This is a genomic window from Leptolyngbya sp. FACHB-541 (genome assembly GCF_014695875.1).
Taxonomy (GTDB): domain Bacteria; phylum Cyanobacteriota; class Cyanobacteriia; order Elainellales; family Elainellaceae; genus JAAUTN01.
The window spans coordinates 20,882-36,703 of the sequence record NZ_JACJPC010000146.1 but is presented as its reverse complement, the minus strand read 5'-3'; the positions used below and the strand labels follow the sequence as shown (position 1 = coordinate 36,703).

Genomic DNA, 15,822 nt, shown 5'->3' with positions numbered 1-15,822 from the left:
GTAAACCTCTGTTTTTTGTTCTACAAATAACCCATCACCCTACAAAATCGGACTGGGTTACCAGGTTCGCATTTACATTTTCTAGTGTCAACAGATTAGTACGACCCACCTGAATGAGGGTATCACTTTGCTGTTGACGAATAGTTAGCTGCCCAAACGACAACCCCCCACTCAGTTGAATTTTGTCGAGTCTGTTAGCGAAATCTGTGATTACATCTAAGCCTTCTCCACGACCGATGATAAGGGTATCTCGACCGCCTCCTGTGGTGATCCGATCTCTGCCAGCGTTCCCTGCAATCCGATCGTTGCCTGCGCCACCGTTGATCGCATCGTTGCCAACTCCACCCTGAAGAAAATCGTTGCCTGCACCCCCAACTAGTCTGTCTGCACCAGCTTGACCCAGCAGGCGATCGTTTCCGTTTAATCCTAAAATTTGGTCGTTGCCTGCCAATCCTCGAATCGCGTCATTTCTGTTTGTGCCCACTAGGTAGTCAGCCCCAGCAGTAGCCCTTCTGCTTGCAACCGCTACAGAGAACGTGTCTTGAATCGTGTCTCCCAGCAAATTAGTTGCACGAATTGTGATGGCAGCTATTCCCGTTCGAGTGGGACGGTAATTGAGTTGAAGCTGGTTATTGCGAACTGTCGCATTCACCAGGTTAGGGTTGGAATTGTTAATAACTCTGAACCGCAACTCATTGACGCGGGAAACTGTGATGCTGCGATAGCGAACTAGATTCTCATCACCACTCAATACGGGATTTCTGGGATCTGCAACGCTTAATGGCAAGTCGGTAAAGGCAGATTGACCAAAGAAATTAGCAGCCCCGAAGATGGGCAATCTGGCGATCGCATCAATGACATTCAAATCACCCCTTCCACGCACCTGACCAAAGACAGTAAATCCACCATTTTGGTTATCCAAGTTGCGAGAGTTGTTAGCAAGGTTGAAGAACCATTGGTTCGTCGCACTATTGGGATTGTTGCCCACTTTAGCCATCGCGATCGTGCCACGTAGGTTAGAGCGACCCGCACTAAACTCATTGCGTACAGGAGCATCCGCTGGAATCACCTCTACCGCATCCGCACCGCTTCTAGGGGTTTGCTCTAATACCTTATCCAATCCATCAACGGTAAACCCCCCACCTTGAACGATAAAACCAGGAACAGAGCGATGGATAATTGAATTTCTATAGGCCCCACGACTGACATAGTTTTGAAAGTTTCGCACAGTCAACGGAGCGCCTGCCCCAGGCTGATCGAAAAGTACAACATTGGTGACTCCACCACCCAAGGAGGTGTTGAATAGCTCAAAGCGAGCAACTAGCCCTGTTGTAAATGGATCGTCAAAATTGTTTAGTAGGTTAACAGCAGTATTTTGAGCATTTCTAATCACTAAATCAGAAATGGGGTTCACCACAATTGACATAAACGATCTCACCAAGACGACATCTGATTCAAATCCAGAGTGATCTTAAAGTTGATGAGTCAAGATAGCAACCTACAGTTGAGGCAAAGCTGAGAACATCACTAAAAATTTAACTAATCCCCATTTAGCGTTTGTCCAATGGAAATCATTGGACAAACGCTAACGGTGCGGAATTGATTGAGGGAGCTTCTCACCCGTGCAGTCGAGTTCATTTAAAGGATTTTTGTCTGTGTTCATACCCACATCCGTTTTACCGGATACGCATCAAACTTTTTATCAGTACTAATAATGGTGAGAGAGTGGTTGATTGCTTGTGAAATTAACATTCGGTCAAACGGATCGCCATGATGCAGGGGGAGGTTCCGCACTTGCACCGTATCAGCAAAAGAGATCGGCAGGATGAGGATATCTGAACTATCGATCGCGATTCCAATCGTTTCATAGCTCTGTCGAAGCGATAACTTGCCAAGTTTCAACTTGATGGCAATTTCCCAAAAACTGGCAATGCTTAGATAGACTAAATCTGCAGTGTCGATCGTTGTTCTCAGATTGCCTGGAAGGCTTGAATCATTTTCAGTCAGCCAAATAAAGGCATGAGTATCTAAAAGAAAGGTACTCATTCCATATATTCCTTAAAATCTTCAAGAGGCTCATCGAAGTCGTCAGGCAAAGGCAACACAAAAGTGCCCTTTAAGATGCCAGATCGACGTTTTTGGGATGGTAAGTTTTCCTCGGGGATATCTGTTGAATAGTTATTAATTAAATATTTGGCATAGTGCAGAAGCTCTTGCTTGAGTGGTTCTGGCATTTGAGTAATGGTTTGCAAAATCTCTGCATCAATTGTCATAAGTGCTCCTTTTTATTGCCATGATTTATATTCTTTGTTTACTTCTACCAAAAACATCACAGCAATTCCAGCTTGAATTGTAAAGGAAGAGTCTGCTTTAACGCTACGAAAAACAGCACGGAACAGGTCAACCATTTCATGACTGTGAAATAGGCGCTGACGTTGATAGGTGGCAAGAGTGAAAAAGTAAGTTTTGCTTCACCCAACCTCCGTGGGACTGCATTGAGGTGACAAAACCTTGTTTCGGCACAACAAGACCTCTTTCCGGCATGACAAAATCTTTTTCCAGCACGACAGAACTTTATTTCATTGCGACAGAACTTTGTTTCATCACGACAGAATCTCTTTCCGGCACAGCAAAACCCTGTTTTATCATGTCGGAATCTCTTTTCGTCGTAACAGAAGCTTGTTTGGTCACGATCGCCAAGCTATTTGTAAAGTTTTTTAGTAACGATCGCCGTTAAACTACGCTGTTTCTGATCAAACTTGGGTAAAACGGTTGGAATGCGATCGGTTATTGCTGAGGCTACAGTTGCGCTGGTGTAAGTACCTTGAATTTGTACTCTACCCACACAGGTAATCCATCATGGCGCGTCAAAAGCGTAGCTCTAAAGTTTTGGGAAAAGCAGAACGTCGTTTGGCGGCAATCAAGTCTATTAGCTCCTCTCTGGATTTGGGCAACGGGCGGACGGTTGAGACGTATGAGCAGGCGATCGAATTGGGTCGTAGAAGGCTAGAGTTTTATAACACCACACTCTCGGCGGCTGATGCAGCTGCGACTGCGGTTACAGAGTTTGAGAAATCTTTGAGTGAACTGTCTGAAGATATGTTGTTAGCGGTCGCCGCTAAGTTTGGCAAAGACAGCCCCGAATATGAGATGGCAGGAGGAGTGCGCCGCAGTGAGCGCAAGCGTCCGACCCGAAAAGCAAAGCAATAGACGACACGATAGCAAACATAATTCACCTAAACACCTTGACGAGAGTATCCATTCCCGGATATGCTCTCTCGTCAAGGTTGTTTTTATTACACATCACAACCGACACAAACCCAAAAATCTAGCGCTACTCAAGGCTGTTACAGCAACCTTGAGCAGCTAACCGACAAACTGAGTACAGCAGTCTGGCGGCTAACGGTGAATTTTACCACTCCCTTAGCCACCTCGACTTGTCGCGTCAAATAGTCTGAAGGTGGCTAGGTTTTTGGGGTTTCCTTGCAAACCCTAAACAGGAGTCAAACCCTAATGCCTGAGAACTTGTTAGAGTCTCTCTGCTCAGTTGTCGCAGAGAGCAATCTTTCCTCTGCTCATCCAGAACGCGAACGGCTGCAAATTTTAGTGATCGGTTCTCGTGATGGAGTGATGGAAGCAATTCATACGCTTCACGCTCGTGGCTTTGCTGAAGTAGGCGCATGGAGTCTTTTGTTGCCTGCACCTCATCTGAGTGAAGTGATGAGCATTCTGACGCGCTATCGCAAACGAGATAACTAAGTCCGCTGTAGGGCGAAGCGGTCGGCAGGGAAATCCTTAAATAGTTCCAGATCTGTGACCGACCGCTTCGCCCCTACCTCGTGATGCTGGGTTAATGAATAGCTTAAACAGATTCTACGGTTGTTTAACTGGTAACTGCTCTAGCGCAGGTGAAACTGCTGGCTGTGTTGCCAATTCACTGAGATTTAATAACCAATCTTCTGTTGTTTTTGGGGATTGTAGATGTATCACAGATAAATGAGCATATTCTGGCTGCTGAAACAGTGCAGGGTACTTTTTACGATTGCGCTGATAGGTTTGCAATAGCCATAGCAGGATAGAGTTTTGACTAAAGAACGATAGCCAAACGTTCTCCCGATTGCCATTCCAAAGTTCTTCTTGTCTAAACGATCGCTGCACGGTTCGTTGCAGCAATCGGTTCATCACTAGCCAGAATGGGTAATCCAGAAATACAACGGTATCCGCTCGACTCCAAACTAGGTCACGAGCTTTACTGTAATTGCCGTCTACAACCCAGCGATCGCCTGCAAGCGCCTCTGTTATCCGGTCACGAAACACTTGATCTGAAGCCTCTGTCCAACCTGGCTCCCAATGAAGTGCGTCTAACTCAACATGAGAAATTTGAAGCTGCTGAGCAATTCTTTGTGCCAGAGTTGTTTTTCCTGATCCGGTAGTTCCCACAACCGAAATCCGTTGACCGCAATGAAAACTGTCTTGCATAGGTTCCTTACCAGCCCTAGAACTCAACCCAAGTGGAAGATAGAATATAACCGTTTATTTTGAGGAAAAGAATAAGTATGCAATTTTCTAAAGTTTGCGTTTCGCTAATTTTCTTATTTCTTACCTCATGCGCTTTCACTTTCCAGCTGTAGAGTGGCGGTATCGGTAGGGGCGAAGCATTCGGTCACAATCCTTGCAACTTAAGCACAATTCTTTTGCCGAATGCTTCGCCCTTACACTAAATCGTGCTTCTTCACGAAAGGAATTCTGTATGAGTTAGTAATTTGCCTGTATGAGTTAGTAATTTGTGTAGGTTGAGTTTTGTACATCGTTTGATTTTCGTTCCTGAGCAAAGCAGGGAGCCGAAACTCCCTGTTTTAGTAGAATTTGCGATCGCAGGAGTTAAGATCTGCGACTTCTCTCAGAAGTTGTAGATCTAAGTAACACAGGTGATTAAGCACGGGATTTAGAAGCGCCTTCTTCTCCGGCTTGAGAAGGAGAAGTACTATCGTGTAGTTTTGTTCCAGAGTCCTGTACCGCAGCAGAATCAGGGTTGCTGTAATACGCCCATTTCCAGTTACGAATCTCTGGCATATCATCACCGTGTTCAGCAATGTAATGCTTATGTTCGATTAGCTTGTCATGCAGCATTTGCTTGACATGAGCAGCGGTGTACCGCAGTTTAGGAACGCGATCGATCACATCATCAACCAGGCTAAACCGATCCAAATCATTCAACACCACCATGTCAAACGGGGTAGTGGTAGTTCCTTCTTCTTTGTAGCCCCTCACATGCAGGTTGTGATGATTAGTCCGGCGATAGGCGAGACGGTGAATCAGCCAGGGATAGCCGTGATAGGCAAAAATGATGGGCTTGTCGGTGGTAAAGATAGAGTCAAAGTCTTTGTCACTCAAGCCGTGTGGGTGTTCAGATTCGGGCTGAAGTTTCATCAGATTCACCACATTCACCACCCGAACCTTTAGCTCAGGGAAGTATTTACGAAGGATATCCACCGCAGCCAGCGTTTCTAAAGTGGGTACATCTCCGGCACAAGCCATCACTACATCTGGCTCCACGCCCTGATCATTGCTGGCCCAACTCCAGATGCCAATGCCTTTGGTACAGTGTTTGACTGCTGCATCCATATCGAGATATTGCAAGGCGGGCTGTTTGCCTGCGACGATCACATTCACATATTGGCGGCTTCGCAAACAGTGATCCGTCACAGACAGCAGCGTATTGGCATCCGGGGGAAGATATACCCGAATCACTTCTGCTTTTTTGTTGAGTACGTGGTCAATAAAGCCAGGGTCTTGGTGAGAAAACCCGTTGTGGTCTTGCCGCCAAACGTGAGAAGTGAGCAGGTAATTGAGAGAGGCGATCGCCCTTCTCCAGGGGATGTGATTAGTTGTTTTTAGCCACTTCGAGTGTTGGTTAAACATCGAGTCAACGATGTGAATGAACGCCTCATAACACGAAAACAACCCGTGCCGACCTGTAAGCAGGTAGCCCTCTAGCCAACCCTGGCAGGTATGTTCACTCAAAATCTCCATCACCCGACCATCTGCCGAGAGATGGTCATCTTCCGGCAGGGTTTCAGCTACCCAGGTGCGATCGGTGGCTTCAAAGACAGCGCTGAGACGATTAGACGCGGTTTCGTCAGGACCAAATAGGCGAAAGTTACGCTGCTTTTGGTTGCGCTGCATGATGTCTCGCAGAAAAGTTCCCATGACACGGGTTGCCTCAGCGACAACGGTACCCGGTTCTGGTACATCTACCGCATAGTTTCGAAAGTCGGGTAGAACCAAACCCCGCAGCAGAACACCCCCATTGGCGTGGGGGTTGTCGCCCATGCGATGTTGTCCCTGAGGAGCTAGCTCTGCCAATTCAGGAATCAAGGTGCCTTTCTCATCAAACAGTTCCTCTGGCTGGTAGCTTTTCATCCACTCTTCGAGCAGCCTGACGTGGTCGGGCTTGCTGGCCATTTCGGAGAAGGGAACCTGGTGCGATCGCCAATAATCTTCCGTTTTCTTGCCATCAACTTCTTTTGGACCCGTCCAGCCCTTAGGAGACTTGAGGATGATCATCGGCCACTGGGGGCGCTTGCTAAAGCCGTTGGTGCGAGCATCAGATTGGATCTCTTTGATTTCGGCGATCGCCACATCCATCGTTGCTGCCATCAACTGATGCATTGTTTCTGGGTCTGATCCTTCCACGAAGTAAGGCTTGTAGCCATAGCCCTTGAACAGATCTTCCAGTTCCTCATGGCTTAACCGCGCTAACACCGTTGGGTTTGCAATTTTGTAGCCATTCAAGTGCAAAATCGGCAGCACTGCACCATCGTGAACTGGGTTGAGAAACTTGTTAGAGTGCCAACTGGTAGCAAGCGGTCCAGTTTCCGCCTCACCATCTCCAACTACACAAGCGACAATCAGGTCAGGGTTATCAAACGCCGCACCATAAGCATGAGAAACTGCATAGCCTAACTCTCCCCCTTCATGAATTGATCCAGGCGTCTCAGGTGCCACATGGCTCGGAATACCCCCAGGAAATGAGAACTGTTTAAACAGTTTTTTCATTCCCTCAGCATCTTGAGAAATGCTGGGATAGTAATCGGTGTAGGTACCTTCCAGGTAAGTATTAGCAACTAGCCCTGGGCCGCCGTGTCCAGGACCTGCAATGTAGATTACATTTAAGTCCTGAGCCTTGATGACTCGATTGAGATGAGCGTAGATGAAATTGAGTCCTGGAGTAGTTCCCCAGTGTCCCAGCAGTCGTGGCTTGACGTGTTCTAACTTCAGCGGCTCTCGCAACAGAGGGTTATCGAGAAGATAAATTTGCCCGACAGAGAGGTAATTGGCTGCCCGCCAGTAGGCATTTATCTTCCGCAGTTCTTCCGTTGCCAGAGGCTTTGTCTGTAGAGGAGTTGCTACTACCATGACTATTAAGAAATAGGGGTAAATTGTTCCGACAAGCAAACGCTTCTTGAGGCATTCAAAGCTCTTGCTTGAAAATCTAAATCCTCCCTAAGTAAGGCATTCAGAGTTAACCCTATTTCTTTAGTTTTAGAAGAAGTTTTGTTGCCCTAGTGGTAGCTCTTACCTCTTATTCCTTGAATTACCTATTCAGGGAGATATGCTTGAGCCATGCTGTTGCTTAATTGGATAAACTCTTCAGTTGTTCAGCCATCGTTGTTAACGAGGCTAGAGTCAGCCATTCCAAGGCTGAAGGCGATCGCCAAATTTTGACTCAGGTAAACCATCTGTTCAGTTGTCCACGCTTGCCGATTGTCGATATTGTTTTGCATTGAGCCCTCTGTAGTTTGGATATTCTTAACGTCTACATCATAGGTATAGATGACATAGGCTACAAAAATCGGCTTGAACCGTTTCTCATGAGTAGCTTCGATAGATGGGCACTGCTTAGGAATAAATTTCTAGCGTGAGCCGTTGCGCGAGCCAGCTCGCGCAACGGCTCACGCCCTCAAAAACCAATTTAGGCAAGGAATCTAATGAGCAACTATATCGAATAGACGAAATTCAGCGATTTGAGCTATTTCGGCAAGAGATTGAGCTATTTCTGTCTCAGTAGTGTGATTGAGACGGCGCTCAAAAGCTTCCAAGATGCTGTCCTTTGTATGGTTTTTGACCGCGATGATAAAAGGGAATCCAAACCTCTCCTTATAGGCAGCATTCAAAGTTTGAAACCGATCATATTCAGAAGCAGTGAGTTGATCTAACCCAATACCTGCTTGCTCTTGCACAGAAGCTTCTGCCATTTTCGCCTTGCTGCCCAGGTCAGGATGGGCACGAATTAGGGCTAATTGTTCTGTCAAACTCAGCGCATTAACAACGACAACCATTTGCTGATGCAGTTCTGCCACATTGGCAAAGGGGCGCTGATGCCAAGCAGCTTGGGCGATCGCCGGAGTGTCTTCAAACACGGCTCCCAAAACATCAACAAACTCCTCTTGACTCATTTGATTGAGCTGAGCAATCGAGTAAGACATAAATCTCGTTTAGCTTCCCCGGTAGGTACTGTATGACCAGGGCGACACCAGCAGCGGCACATGATAGTGTACCGTCGAGTCAGCAATGCCAAACTGGAGCGGAATGCGATCGAGAAAGGGTGGGTTGGGCAACGAATCTATCTTTTGCCCAAAATATGCGCCGACAGTAAACACCAGTTCGTATAGACCAGTGGTGAACTCCCGATCAGTCAATAGAGGTGAATCTGTCCGCCCATCGGCATTAGTCGTAACCGTTTTGAGCAAAATCTTTTGTCCTGTCGTTCCTACAAACCACAGTTCGATCGTCATCCCAGCCGCAGGACAACCATGAGCCGTATCCAAAACATGCGTCGTGAGTTTTCCCATAAATCAAGAGGATTAATGCAATGGACCTGCCAGGATAGTTTTTGAGATGGCGTTTAGAATCTCAGTTCCATCTTCGTGCCTTAATTCTTCATACCACTGTTGAGTTTTTTCGGGGTCTTTGCCGTGCGTCATGTTCGATCGCTTGCGGGCGCGAGTAATGATGTCGGCAACGCGATCGCACCGAGCCGTCTCATATCGCTTCAAAGCATCTGCCACGCTGATGTTAGTGGTCTGTAAGTAGGTCGCCAAAACCAGCGCATCTTCAATTGCCTGACAGCCGCCCTGTCCTAAATCAGGAGCCGTGCTGTGAGCAGCATCTCCGAGTAAGACAACGCGATCGCGCACCAACGTCTTCAACGGATCAACGTCGTGAATTTCAACCCGATTGGTCTTCAACGGATCGAGCCGCTGAATCAGGTTTTGTACTGGGTCTGCCCAACCTTTGAAGAAACTCGCTAATTCATCTCGATAGGTTTCAGGGCTAATGACGGTGCCTGTGGGGAGAGGCACATCAAAGAAAAAATAGAAGCGATCGCCCCCCACGGGCATCATCGAAGCTCGCTTATATTCACCCACATAAATCACCCAGCTATCTTTGGGAGCAAGATCATCGCTGGCAGGTACCAATCCATTCCAATTGACATAGCCAACATATCGCCGCTCAACCGCATGACCCAACACATAGCTGCGCGTGATCGAATGCGTTCCATCGGCTGCAACCAGCACATCTCCAGTAGCTTTACGTCCATCTTCAAAAATGGCAGTGACGCTATCAGCATCTTGTTCAATTGCGACACACTTTGAATTAAGCTGGACGTTTTCTGCACCAAAAGCATTCAGCAACATATTCTGTAAATCAGTACGGGCAACCGGATAAGGACGCTGCCCGACGCAATCGATCAAAGGTTGCAGGCTAAAATCAGTGAGTTTTTCGCCTGTCTGACTACAATAGGTCACGCGATTCATCTGTCCACCAATTGCCGCAATTTCCTGACTTAAACCCAGACGATTTAGCACTTTTACGCCGTTTGACCAGAGTGAAATTCCGGCTCCAGCGGGACGCAATTGGCTGACGCGATCGTAAATTTTGACCTCATAGCCCGCCTGACGCATAGCGATGCCTGTAGTTAGACCGCCCATGCCAGCGCCAATAATCACAACCTTCAGGTTGTCCATGCTGCTTCCTCCTGTACTTATTTGCTGATGGTGCGATCGCTTCTAAAACTGTCAGGACAAACTACAGCGCAAAGCTTTAACTAACATCCCAGCCCAACCAATTGATGTAATTGCTGATACAGCTATAGCTATGCAAATTAGGACTATAAGAGAAGATTAGGCTTGCACAGCAACAGAGGCGCACCCCAGAGAGATGCGCCTCTTAATAATCTGCTCAGCTAACTCGTTTCGCCGTAACAAATGCTTAGCTGCTTGAATTTGAGACGTTAGAAACTTCGCGATTAAACAACGGTTTGCCTTCGCAATAATCAGGAGTCGGCGCACCGAGCAAATTCAGTACAGTGGGAGCCAAGTCAACTACGCGACTGGTTGTTGGTAGGTCAGAGTTTGGCTGAATGCCTGGACCCTTTGCCATGAGAAAGCCAACAGGTTTGTGTCCGCCCGTGTTGCAGTAAGGAATTGGACCAATCCGCCCAAAGTCGGGGCTGTCTACGACATCGCTGGGATAGTCCTGCCACTCAACCAACAGGTCAGCATCGGGAATTCCTGGATCAGCATCTAGAGCATTCTGGCGCGTCCGAATCACACGGGTCACCATTGGCTGCCCCGTCCGAGCATCCTTAAGACTGTAAAGATGCTGCATCAGCTGTTCACAAAGGCTGTCATATTCAGACACAGGCACGATCCCTTGTTTCTCACGACCTTGCAGATTGATCCGAATTTGACCATCTCCAAAGCTAGGTAAGGCAAAGGCTTTCATCTGGGGCCAAAGTGCTTTGTACCACAGCGTAGGCTGCCAAAACAGGGAAGGATACTGTTTTAACAACTGGTAGGGGGACGTGAGCGCAGGTCTTTGAGGTGAACCCAGATATTGGTCTAGCTTGTCTTGATACTTACCGGGCAGCAAACGTCGAATTGCTCCTCGAATCGGGTTGGGGTCGTGTCTCAGTTGCCAAACTTCACCAGCCCAACTCTGCCGCTTGGGGTTGGCAACCGGAGCGGGGGCAGGAGTTCCCACCTTGCCTTTCGCTAGTCCATACTGTCCAGGGAAGTTGAATCGATACAGCAATTCAGGCAGGAAGACCATGCTAGGAAGGTCGGTCGTATTCCAGCCCATACCGTCGATCGAGAAGACAAGAACGTGAGCATTTTCAGGAACTTCAGCCAGGATTTCACCGAGGGAGCGATCGGCAGCTTCATAGACATCCATTAGCGGATCGCTAGAGAAAATGTCTTTTGACCGATAGGGATGGAGCGGATGGTCGGGCTGACTGAGATACCAGAAATCGTGACTAGCGTAATGCGGTTCATCAATCACCGTCACAAATAAATCCCAAGGCTCCCGATGCAGCAAATCCTTGCACATAGCGGTGTGGCGGGCGATGCCCTCTTGGGTTGCCTTATGTAGAAAGGTTAGATTGCCGCGATCCCACCAGCAGCCATATTCCTTGTATTCACGAATCTTGCCATGTTTCTCGGTTAGCTCACCGACCAGGTCAGTGGGTAGAGAGCGCCGTCTGGAAACCTGTACCCCGCTGACTCCTTCTGCAATGGGTGCTTGGGGGGTTTTCAAGATGGCAACGCGATAGTCATCGCCTAACGCATAAAAAGGCTGATGTTTAGAGAAGCCATAAACGCTGGATTCTCCTACGGCGTAGCTATCTGGACTAAACGTTAGTCGGCTCCAATGTCCGGTTTGCTCTGGTGTGCAACCTGTGACAAAGGTTGTCCACTGCATTTCTTCAGAAGAGTTTGCGTAGGTCAGATGCCCGTAAGCTCCCTGCTCCCGCAACGCTTTCAGGTTTTTAAGATATCCCTTGGACATCAAGTCTTCCAATAACTGGGGGTTGGCGGTGTCCAAGCCAATGGCAACAATAGGATTCTTTGTCATTTCTGCGATTGGGGTTAAGTTAGCCTTTGGAATTAAGTGCCTACGGTTAGAGACAAACAAATATGCGGGACTTTTGCTGATCCTAGTGAAGCTGTCCGTATTAATGCTATTGGTTAAACGGCATCTTTATCTCTTCTTAGTAGTACTGCGTTGGCGATCGGGAAGTCGATAAAGTTTTGGTGAAATCTATGTACATCCTGAAAGAAGGATAGTTTTAGGCTTTGCTTCTCGGTTCTGGGTTTGGTATATCAGTAGGGATGAGTTCTCCTATTGGTTGTTAGCCATGTCTACTGAAAAGTCTCAGCCTCGCTCAACATGGCTAAGCCGCAAGGGGGCAACAATTACAGCCCTAGTTGGGTGGATTCCGCTATCGCAGGGGTTGGCAATCCGGCGATTTCTCTACAGCAAAATCTTAGGGAAGCTGGGTAAGTCGGTCTACATTGAGCCAGGTGCAGAATTTTTGAATACGCCTGCGATCGCCATCGGTAACGGCGTTAAAATCCTCCGGGGCGTTCGACTGGATGGTCAAGGACAAGATAGCCAAATCTGCATTGGCGATAATGTACAGTTTGCCTATGGCATCGGCGTAAAGGTCAGCCGCGATAATTGCCGAATTGAAATTGGCGATCGCACCTCCATCGGACCTTACACCGTCATCCACGGTCCGGGCAACATCTCCATTGGCAAGGATTGTCTGATTGCGGCTCACTGCGGCATCTATGCCAGCAATCATCAGTTTGCAGATGGCGATCGCAAAATCCGCGACCAGGGACTTAGCCGGAAGGGAATTGTAATTGAAGACGATTGCTGGATCGGGCACAGTGTTTCCATCTTGGATGGAGTAACGGTCGGACAGGGCAGCGTGATCGGCGCAGGCGCAGTAGTGACCAAAGATATTCCACCTTACTCAATTGCGGTCGGTGTTCCTGCCAGGGTGATTTCCCAGCGGCGCAGCAACGATCCGGTTGAGGAGTTAAAAGAAGCGTTAGCCCAAGCCCCGCAATCTTAAATGACTTTCCATCTACTTAGTTGCGATTAGTCCTGTGCCAAGATTTAGGGGCAATTGTAGTTTTGTCTTCAGTGAAGAGGTTTAGATGTCTTACGAGCTAGAAACGCCAGTAGCCATGCTGATCTATCGGCGACCTCACACCACCGAGAAGGTGTTTGAAGCGGTTCGTCAGGCAAAACCCCCTAAGCTGCTGGTGGTTGCCAATGCACCCAGACCCGAAAAGGAAGGCGAAGCCGAAAAGTGTGCCCAGACTCGCGCCATTATCGAACGGGTCGATTGGGATTGTGAGGTATTAACTAATTATGCCGATAGCTATTTAAGCTGCTTGGGGCGGATTTATAGCGGACTGGACTGGGTATTTAACACGGTTGAGCAGGCAATCATTCTAGAAGATGACTGTGTTCCTCATCCCAGCTTTTTCCGCTATTGCCAGGAATTGCTAGAGCGCTACCGGGACGATGAGCGAATTGTTGCCGTCTGTGGTGACAACTTTCAGATGGGGCGGAGGCGTACTGAGGACAGCTACTACTTTTCCCGCTATACCCACTTCTGGGGCTGGGCCAGTTGGCGGCGGTCCTGGCAAAATTATGACCCGGAGATGAAGCTCTGGCCAGAGCTTCGCGATAATGGTTGGTTGACCGATGTTCTAGGCGATCCAAAGGCGGTTCGGTGGTGGCGCAACACGTTCCAAACAACTTATGACAAAGGGATTGATACCTGGGATTGGCAGTGGATTTTTGCTTCCTGGGTACAGAATGGACTGGCGATCGCCCCCAACATCAACCTGGTGTCTAACATCGGCTTCAATGCAGCAGCGGCTCACACCGGAGATGTGTATGATTGGCGGGCAAATATGCCAACCCAGGAGATGACCTTTCCGCTCAAGCATCCTCAAGTTGTGATTCAAAATGCCAAAGCCGATGCCTTTGAGCAGCAGGAATACTACGACTTTCTAACCAATCAACGCGCCCTAAAGCATCGGCTCAGACGCAAAATCAGACGAGCCAAAAAGATTCTCCAGGAGTCACGGAATGGACAGGACTATGGCGGTGTCTTCGGGCTAATCGAGCAAGTGGTTAAGGGATAAGCTCGACTGTGTAGTCTATCCGTAGGGGCGAACAGCCGTTCGCCCCGTAGGGTTTTCCAAAGAAACTACCTATTCCGCCATCGCGACGTTAGAGGCCATGACTTGCTTAACCTGATCGGCTAGGCGCACAGACAAAGCAACAATAGTGAGCGTAGGATTAACCTGTCCCCCAGTTGGGAAGACGGAACTGCTGGCGATAAACAGGTTTGAAACGCCGTGAACCTTGCAGTTTTCGTCTACTACGCCTTGTTGGGGGTCGTTGTGCATTCGGGTTGCACCCATCAGATGGTGAGCGCTGCTAGCAGTCATTTCTGGCTCTGCGTTTGGGTCGCCAATTTCTAGACGACCTAAACCAGCTTTCTCAAATTCTTCCTTGAAAATCTGCTGTGCTCGCCTGATGGTGCGGAGGTCGAGGTCGTTTTTCCAGGTCCAATGAAGCTGTACCCGGGGACGACCAAAGCGATCGCACTCTTCCATCAGCGTGATTCGATTATTGGGGTCAGGAATTTGTTCCGCAGAGAGCAGCAGTTCAAATGAGTTAAACAGTTTGTCTTTATCCGGTAAATATGACCAGCCGCCCTTATCCGCAGCAGCTAAATCAGCGGTAGGTTTAGATAACCGTTTGCGGGCAACCGCGACGAGATCACCGAATCCACCCAAAACATCTCCCAGATGCTTGAACAAATTTTTCGGCAGTTTGCCGCGACGCAGAGAATTTGCCAAGGTTCGGGCTGACTGGATTGCCGGAGAGCGATAACCTGCCTGCCGAGGATGCAGGAAGCCAAACACATTAAGAATTCCTTCCTGACGCACGACCTCAGAGGTAAGGGCGAGTCTACCCATGACCGGGGTACCGTTTACCTGGCGCAGATCGTATAAATCACTGGTGTTTAGCATCTGCTTACGCGATGGGTACCACACCCCACCGAAGTAGCAGGGATGATCCATAAAAAATCTGCCAACCAAGTCGTGCTGATTACCCAATCCAGTTTTTTGGACTTTGTTAGACAACAGCAATAGTCGCGGAATTTCAAAGCCACCTGCCGCCAAAATTACGACTTTGGCTTTCACAAAAAACTCTTGTCCGGGTGCTGATGCAACTCGCACACCCGTTGCAATGCTGGCGGTTTCATCCGTTTCAACCTCCAGTACGTTAGCGTAATAGTAGGTTGTAATGTTTTTCGCTTGCTGGATGACCTCGCGATTCTTCTGAATAAAGGTCTTGATGCGAACAAACTGACACATCACCGTTTTAAGGCGATCGTCCTTCAGCGGCAGTTTCGGCGTTTTCGCGTCAGACCAATAATCTGGGTCGTAGTTGTAAGGTCCAAGTCCACAAATGCTCTGGGCACGCTGATAAAACGGGTCTAGGTCAGCCCGACTGAAGGGCCAACCGCTGTAGGGAATTTCCTCGCGATATTCAAAATCTGTTTCGTTGTAGGGAACAAACCGCGCCCCCATTTCATTCTTGCCAACCTGGATATGCCAGATGTTGGCTGTGCCACCAATTTGACGATTGTAGGTGACTTCTAGATCGGGGTAGCGGTGAGCCGTTTTACCCCGGCTCAAATCTTGAATTTCTTCGTCCCGCTCAATGCCACCGCTTTCTAACATGCAGACGCGGAAATCCTTGTTTGCAAACTCTAGCGCGAGTGCCATGCCCGCAGGCCCAGTGCCAACAATGCAAACATCGGTTTCGATGGTTTCGTTGAGGGGTAGTGTGCGTGCGTCAATCATCATAAAATCAATGCCTTGTTGACTAGCGGCTTGGGACAGTTCAAATCAAAATGTTAGGAATGAAAGC

The 15,822-nt window shown here is 48.3% G+C and carries 16 protein-coding genes; 5 read left to right on the top strand and 11 right to left on the bottom strand.

Going from position 1 to position 15,822, the window contains the following annotated elements:
* Positions 1–34: 34 nt before the first annotated feature.
* From H6G00_RS32170 to H6G00_RS32160, 3 genes are all read right to left on the bottom strand, one after another.
* Positions 35–1,426: a peptidylprolyl isomerase gene (locus H6G00_RS32170; protein ID WP_190799855.1), complete on the bottom strand. Its 1,392-nt coding sequence runs from the start codon at positions 1,424–1,426 to the stop codon at positions 35–37.
* Between the two features lie 233 nt (positions 1,427–1,659).
* A complete protein-coding gene (locus tag H6G00_RS32165; RefSeq protein ID WP_190799854.1) occupies positions 1,660–2,046 on the bottom strand; it encodes a type II toxin-antitoxin system VapC family toxin in 387 nt (128 codons plus the stop codon).
* Positions 2,043–2,273 carry a DUF2281 domain-containing protein gene (locus H6G00_RS32160; protein ID WP_190642599.1) on the bottom strand — a complete coding sequence of 77 codons (231 nt, stop codon included), beginning with the start codon at positions 2,271–2,273 and terminating at the stop codon, positions 2,043–2,045. The genes H6G00_RS32165 and H6G00_RS32160 overlap by 4 nt, the downstream gene beginning before the upstream one ends.
* A 269-nt stretch (positions 2,274–2,542) precedes the next feature.
* Here H6G00_RS32160 and H6G00_RS32155 point away from each other — a divergent pair, with 269 nt between their 5' ends.
* The 3 genes from H6G00_RS32155 (at position 2,543) to H6G00_RS32145 (ending at position 3,759) form a co-directional block, all read left to right on the top strand.
* Positions 2,543–2,737, top strand: a complete 195-nt coding sequence (locus H6G00_RS32155) for a hypothetical protein (protein WP_190799853.1) — start codon at positions 2,543–2,545, stop codon at positions 2,735–2,737.
* 122 nt (positions 2,738–2,859) lie between these two features.
* The gene (locus H6G00_RS32150) at positions 2,860–3,210 is read left to right on the top strand and encodes a hypothetical protein (RefSeq protein ID WP_190642597.1); all 351 of its coding nucleotides are present in this window, start codon (positions 2,860–2,862) and stop codon (positions 3,208–3,210) included.
* 303 nt (positions 3,211–3,513) lie between these two features.
* Positions 3,514–3,759, top strand: coding sequence for a hypothetical protein (locus H6G00_RS32145; RefSeq protein WP_190799852.1), 246 nt, complete (start codon positions 3,514–3,516; stop codon positions 3,757–3,759).
* A 114-nt stretch (positions 3,760–3,873) separates the two neighbouring features.
* On the opposite strand, the gene H6G00_RS32140 is transcribed toward H6G00_RS32145, so the two are convergent.
* The 7 genes from H6G00_RS32140 to H6G00_RS32115 form a co-directional block, all read right to left on the bottom strand.
* Complete coding sequence (locus H6G00_RS32140) at positions 3,874–4,479, bottom strand: AAA family ATPase (RefSeq protein ID WP_190799851.1); 606 nt, start codon at positions 4,477–4,479, stop codon at positions 3,874–3,876.
* Positions 4,480–4,932: 453 nt separating this feature from the next.
* Complete coding sequence (locus tag H6G00_RS32135) at positions 4,933–7,419, bottom strand: phosphoketolase family protein (protein ID WP_190799850.1); 2,487 nt, start codon at positions 7,417–7,419, stop codon at positions 4,933–4,935.
* A gap of 242 nt (positions 7,420–7,661) precedes the next feature.
* Positions 7,662–7,787: a hypothetical protein gene (locus H6G00_RS36400; protein ID WP_277882017.1), complete on the bottom strand. Its 126-nt coding sequence runs from the start codon at positions 7,785–7,787 to the stop codon at positions 7,662–7,664.
* A gap of 201 nt (positions 7,788–7,988) precedes the next feature.
* Positions 7,989–8,489, bottom strand: a complete 501-nt coding sequence (gene uraD, locus H6G00_RS32130; RefSeq protein ID WP_190799849.1) for a 2-oxo-4-hydroxy-4-carboxy-5-ureidoimidazoline decarboxylase — start codon at positions 8,487–8,489, stop codon at positions 7,989–7,991.
* A 9-nt stretch (positions 8,490–8,498) separates the two neighbouring features.
* Entirely contained in the window at positions 8,499–8,855 is a 357-nt protein-coding gene (uraH, locus tag H6G00_RS32125; RefSeq protein ID WP_190642589.1) for a hydroxyisourate hydrolase, read from the bottom strand.
* 12 nt (positions 8,856–8,867) lie between these two features.
* Complete coding sequence (hpxO, locus tag H6G00_RS32120) at positions 8,868–10,031, bottom strand: FAD-dependent urate hydroxylase HpxO (RefSeq protein WP_190799848.1); 1,164 nt, start codon at positions 10,029–10,031, stop codon at positions 8,868–8,870.
* A gap of 244 nt (positions 10,032–10,275) precedes the next feature.
* Positions 10,276–11,922, bottom strand: a complete 1,647-nt coding sequence (locus tag H6G00_RS32115; RefSeq protein WP_190799847.1) for an alkaline phosphatase family protein — start codon at positions 11,920–11,922, stop codon at positions 10,276–10,278.
* A gap of 283 nt (positions 11,923–12,205) precedes the next feature.
* Between H6G00_RS32115 and H6G00_RS36395 the strand changes: the two genes are divergently transcribed.
* Both H6G00_RS36395 and H6G00_RS32105 read left to right on the top strand, forming a co-directional pair.
* On the top strand, positions 12,206–12,931 hold the full coding sequence (locus H6G00_RS36395; RefSeq protein ID WP_190799846.1) for an acyltransferase: 726 nt from the start codon (positions 12,206–12,208) through the stop codon (positions 12,929–12,931).
* Between the two features lie 85 nt (positions 12,932–13,016).
* Positions 13,017–14,018: a glycosyltransferase family 2 protein gene (locus H6G00_RS32105; RefSeq protein WP_190799845.1), complete on the top strand. Its 1,002-nt coding sequence runs from the start codon at positions 13,017–13,019 to the stop codon at positions 14,016–14,018.
* Positions 14,019–14,087: 69 nt separating this feature from the next.
* On the opposite strand, the gene H6G00_RS32100 is transcribed toward H6G00_RS32105, so the two are convergent.
* Positions 14,088–15,758 (bottom strand): GMC family oxidoreductase, encoded by a 1,671-nt coding sequence (locus H6G00_RS32100; protein ID WP_190642584.1) that lies wholly within the window; start codon positions 15,756–15,758, stop codon positions 14,088–14,090.
* Positions 15,759–15,822 lie beyond the last annotated feature (64 nt).

What these genes read in the sequence shown, in the direction of transcription:
- H6G00_RS32170 (WP_190799855.1), bottom strand. Translation starts at nt 1,426, where the DNA reads ATGTCAATTGTGGTGAACCCCATTTCTGATTTAGTGATTAGAAATGCT.
- H6G00_RS32165 (WP_190799854.1), bottom strand. Translation starts at nt 2,046, where the DNA reads ATGAGTACCTTTCTTTTAGATACTCATGCCTTTATTTGGCTGACTGAA.
- H6G00_RS32160 (WP_190642599.1), bottom strand. Translation starts at nt 2,273, where the DNA reads ATGACAATTGATGCAGAGATTTTGCAAACCATTACTCAAATGCCAGAA.
- H6G00_RS32155 (WP_190799853.1), top strand. Translation starts at nt 2,543, where the DNA reads ATGACAAAATCTTTTTCCAGCACGACAGAACTTTATTTCATTGCGACA.
- H6G00_RS32150 (WP_190642597.1), top strand. Translation starts at nt 2,860, where the DNA reads ATGGCGCGTCAAAAGCGTAGCTCTAAAGTTTTGGGAAAAGCAGAACGT.
- H6G00_RS32145 (WP_190799852.1), top strand. Translation starts at nt 3,514, where the DNA reads ATGCCTGAGAACTTGTTAGAGTCTCTCTGCTCAGTTGTCGCAGAGAGC.
- H6G00_RS32140 (WP_190799851.1), bottom strand. Translation starts at nt 4,479, where the DNA reads ATGCAAGACAGTTTTCATTGCGGTCAACGGATTTCGGTTGTGGGAACT.
- H6G00_RS32135 (WP_190799850.1), bottom strand. Translation starts at nt 7,419, where the DNA reads ATGGTAGTAGCAACTCCTCTACAGACAAAGCCTCTGGCAACGGAAGAA.
- H6G00_RS36400 (WP_277882017.1), bottom strand. Translation starts at nt 7,787, where the DNA reads ATGCAAAACAATATCGACAATCGGCAAGCGTGGACAACTGAACAGATG.
- uraD (WP_190799849.1), bottom strand. Translation starts at nt 8,489, where the DNA reads ATGTCTTACTCGATTGCTCAGCTCAATCAAATGAGTCAAGAGGAGTTT.
- uraH (WP_190642589.1), bottom strand. Translation starts at nt 8,855, where the DNA reads ATGGGAAAACTCACGACGCATGTTTTGGATACGGCTCATGGTTGTCCT.
- hpxO (WP_190799848.1), bottom strand. Translation starts at nt 10,031, where the DNA reads ATGGACAACCTGAAGGTTGTGATTATTGGCGCTGGCATGGGCGGTCTA.
- H6G00_RS32115 (WP_190799847.1), bottom strand. Translation starts at nt 11,922, where the DNA reads ATGACAAAGAATCCTATTGTTGCCATTGGCTTGGACACCGCCAACCCC.
- H6G00_RS36395 (WP_190799846.1), top strand. Translation starts at nt 12,206, where the DNA reads ATGTCTACTGAAAAGTCTCAGCCTCGCTCAACATGGCTAAGCCGCAAG.
- H6G00_RS32105 (WP_190799845.1), top strand. Translation starts at nt 13,017, where the DNA reads ATGTCTTACGAGCTAGAAACGCCAGTAGCCATGCTGATCTATCGGCGA.
- H6G00_RS32100 (WP_190642584.1), bottom strand. Translation starts at nt 15,758, where the DNA reads ATGATGATTGACGCACGCACACTACCCCTCAACGAAACCATCGAAACC.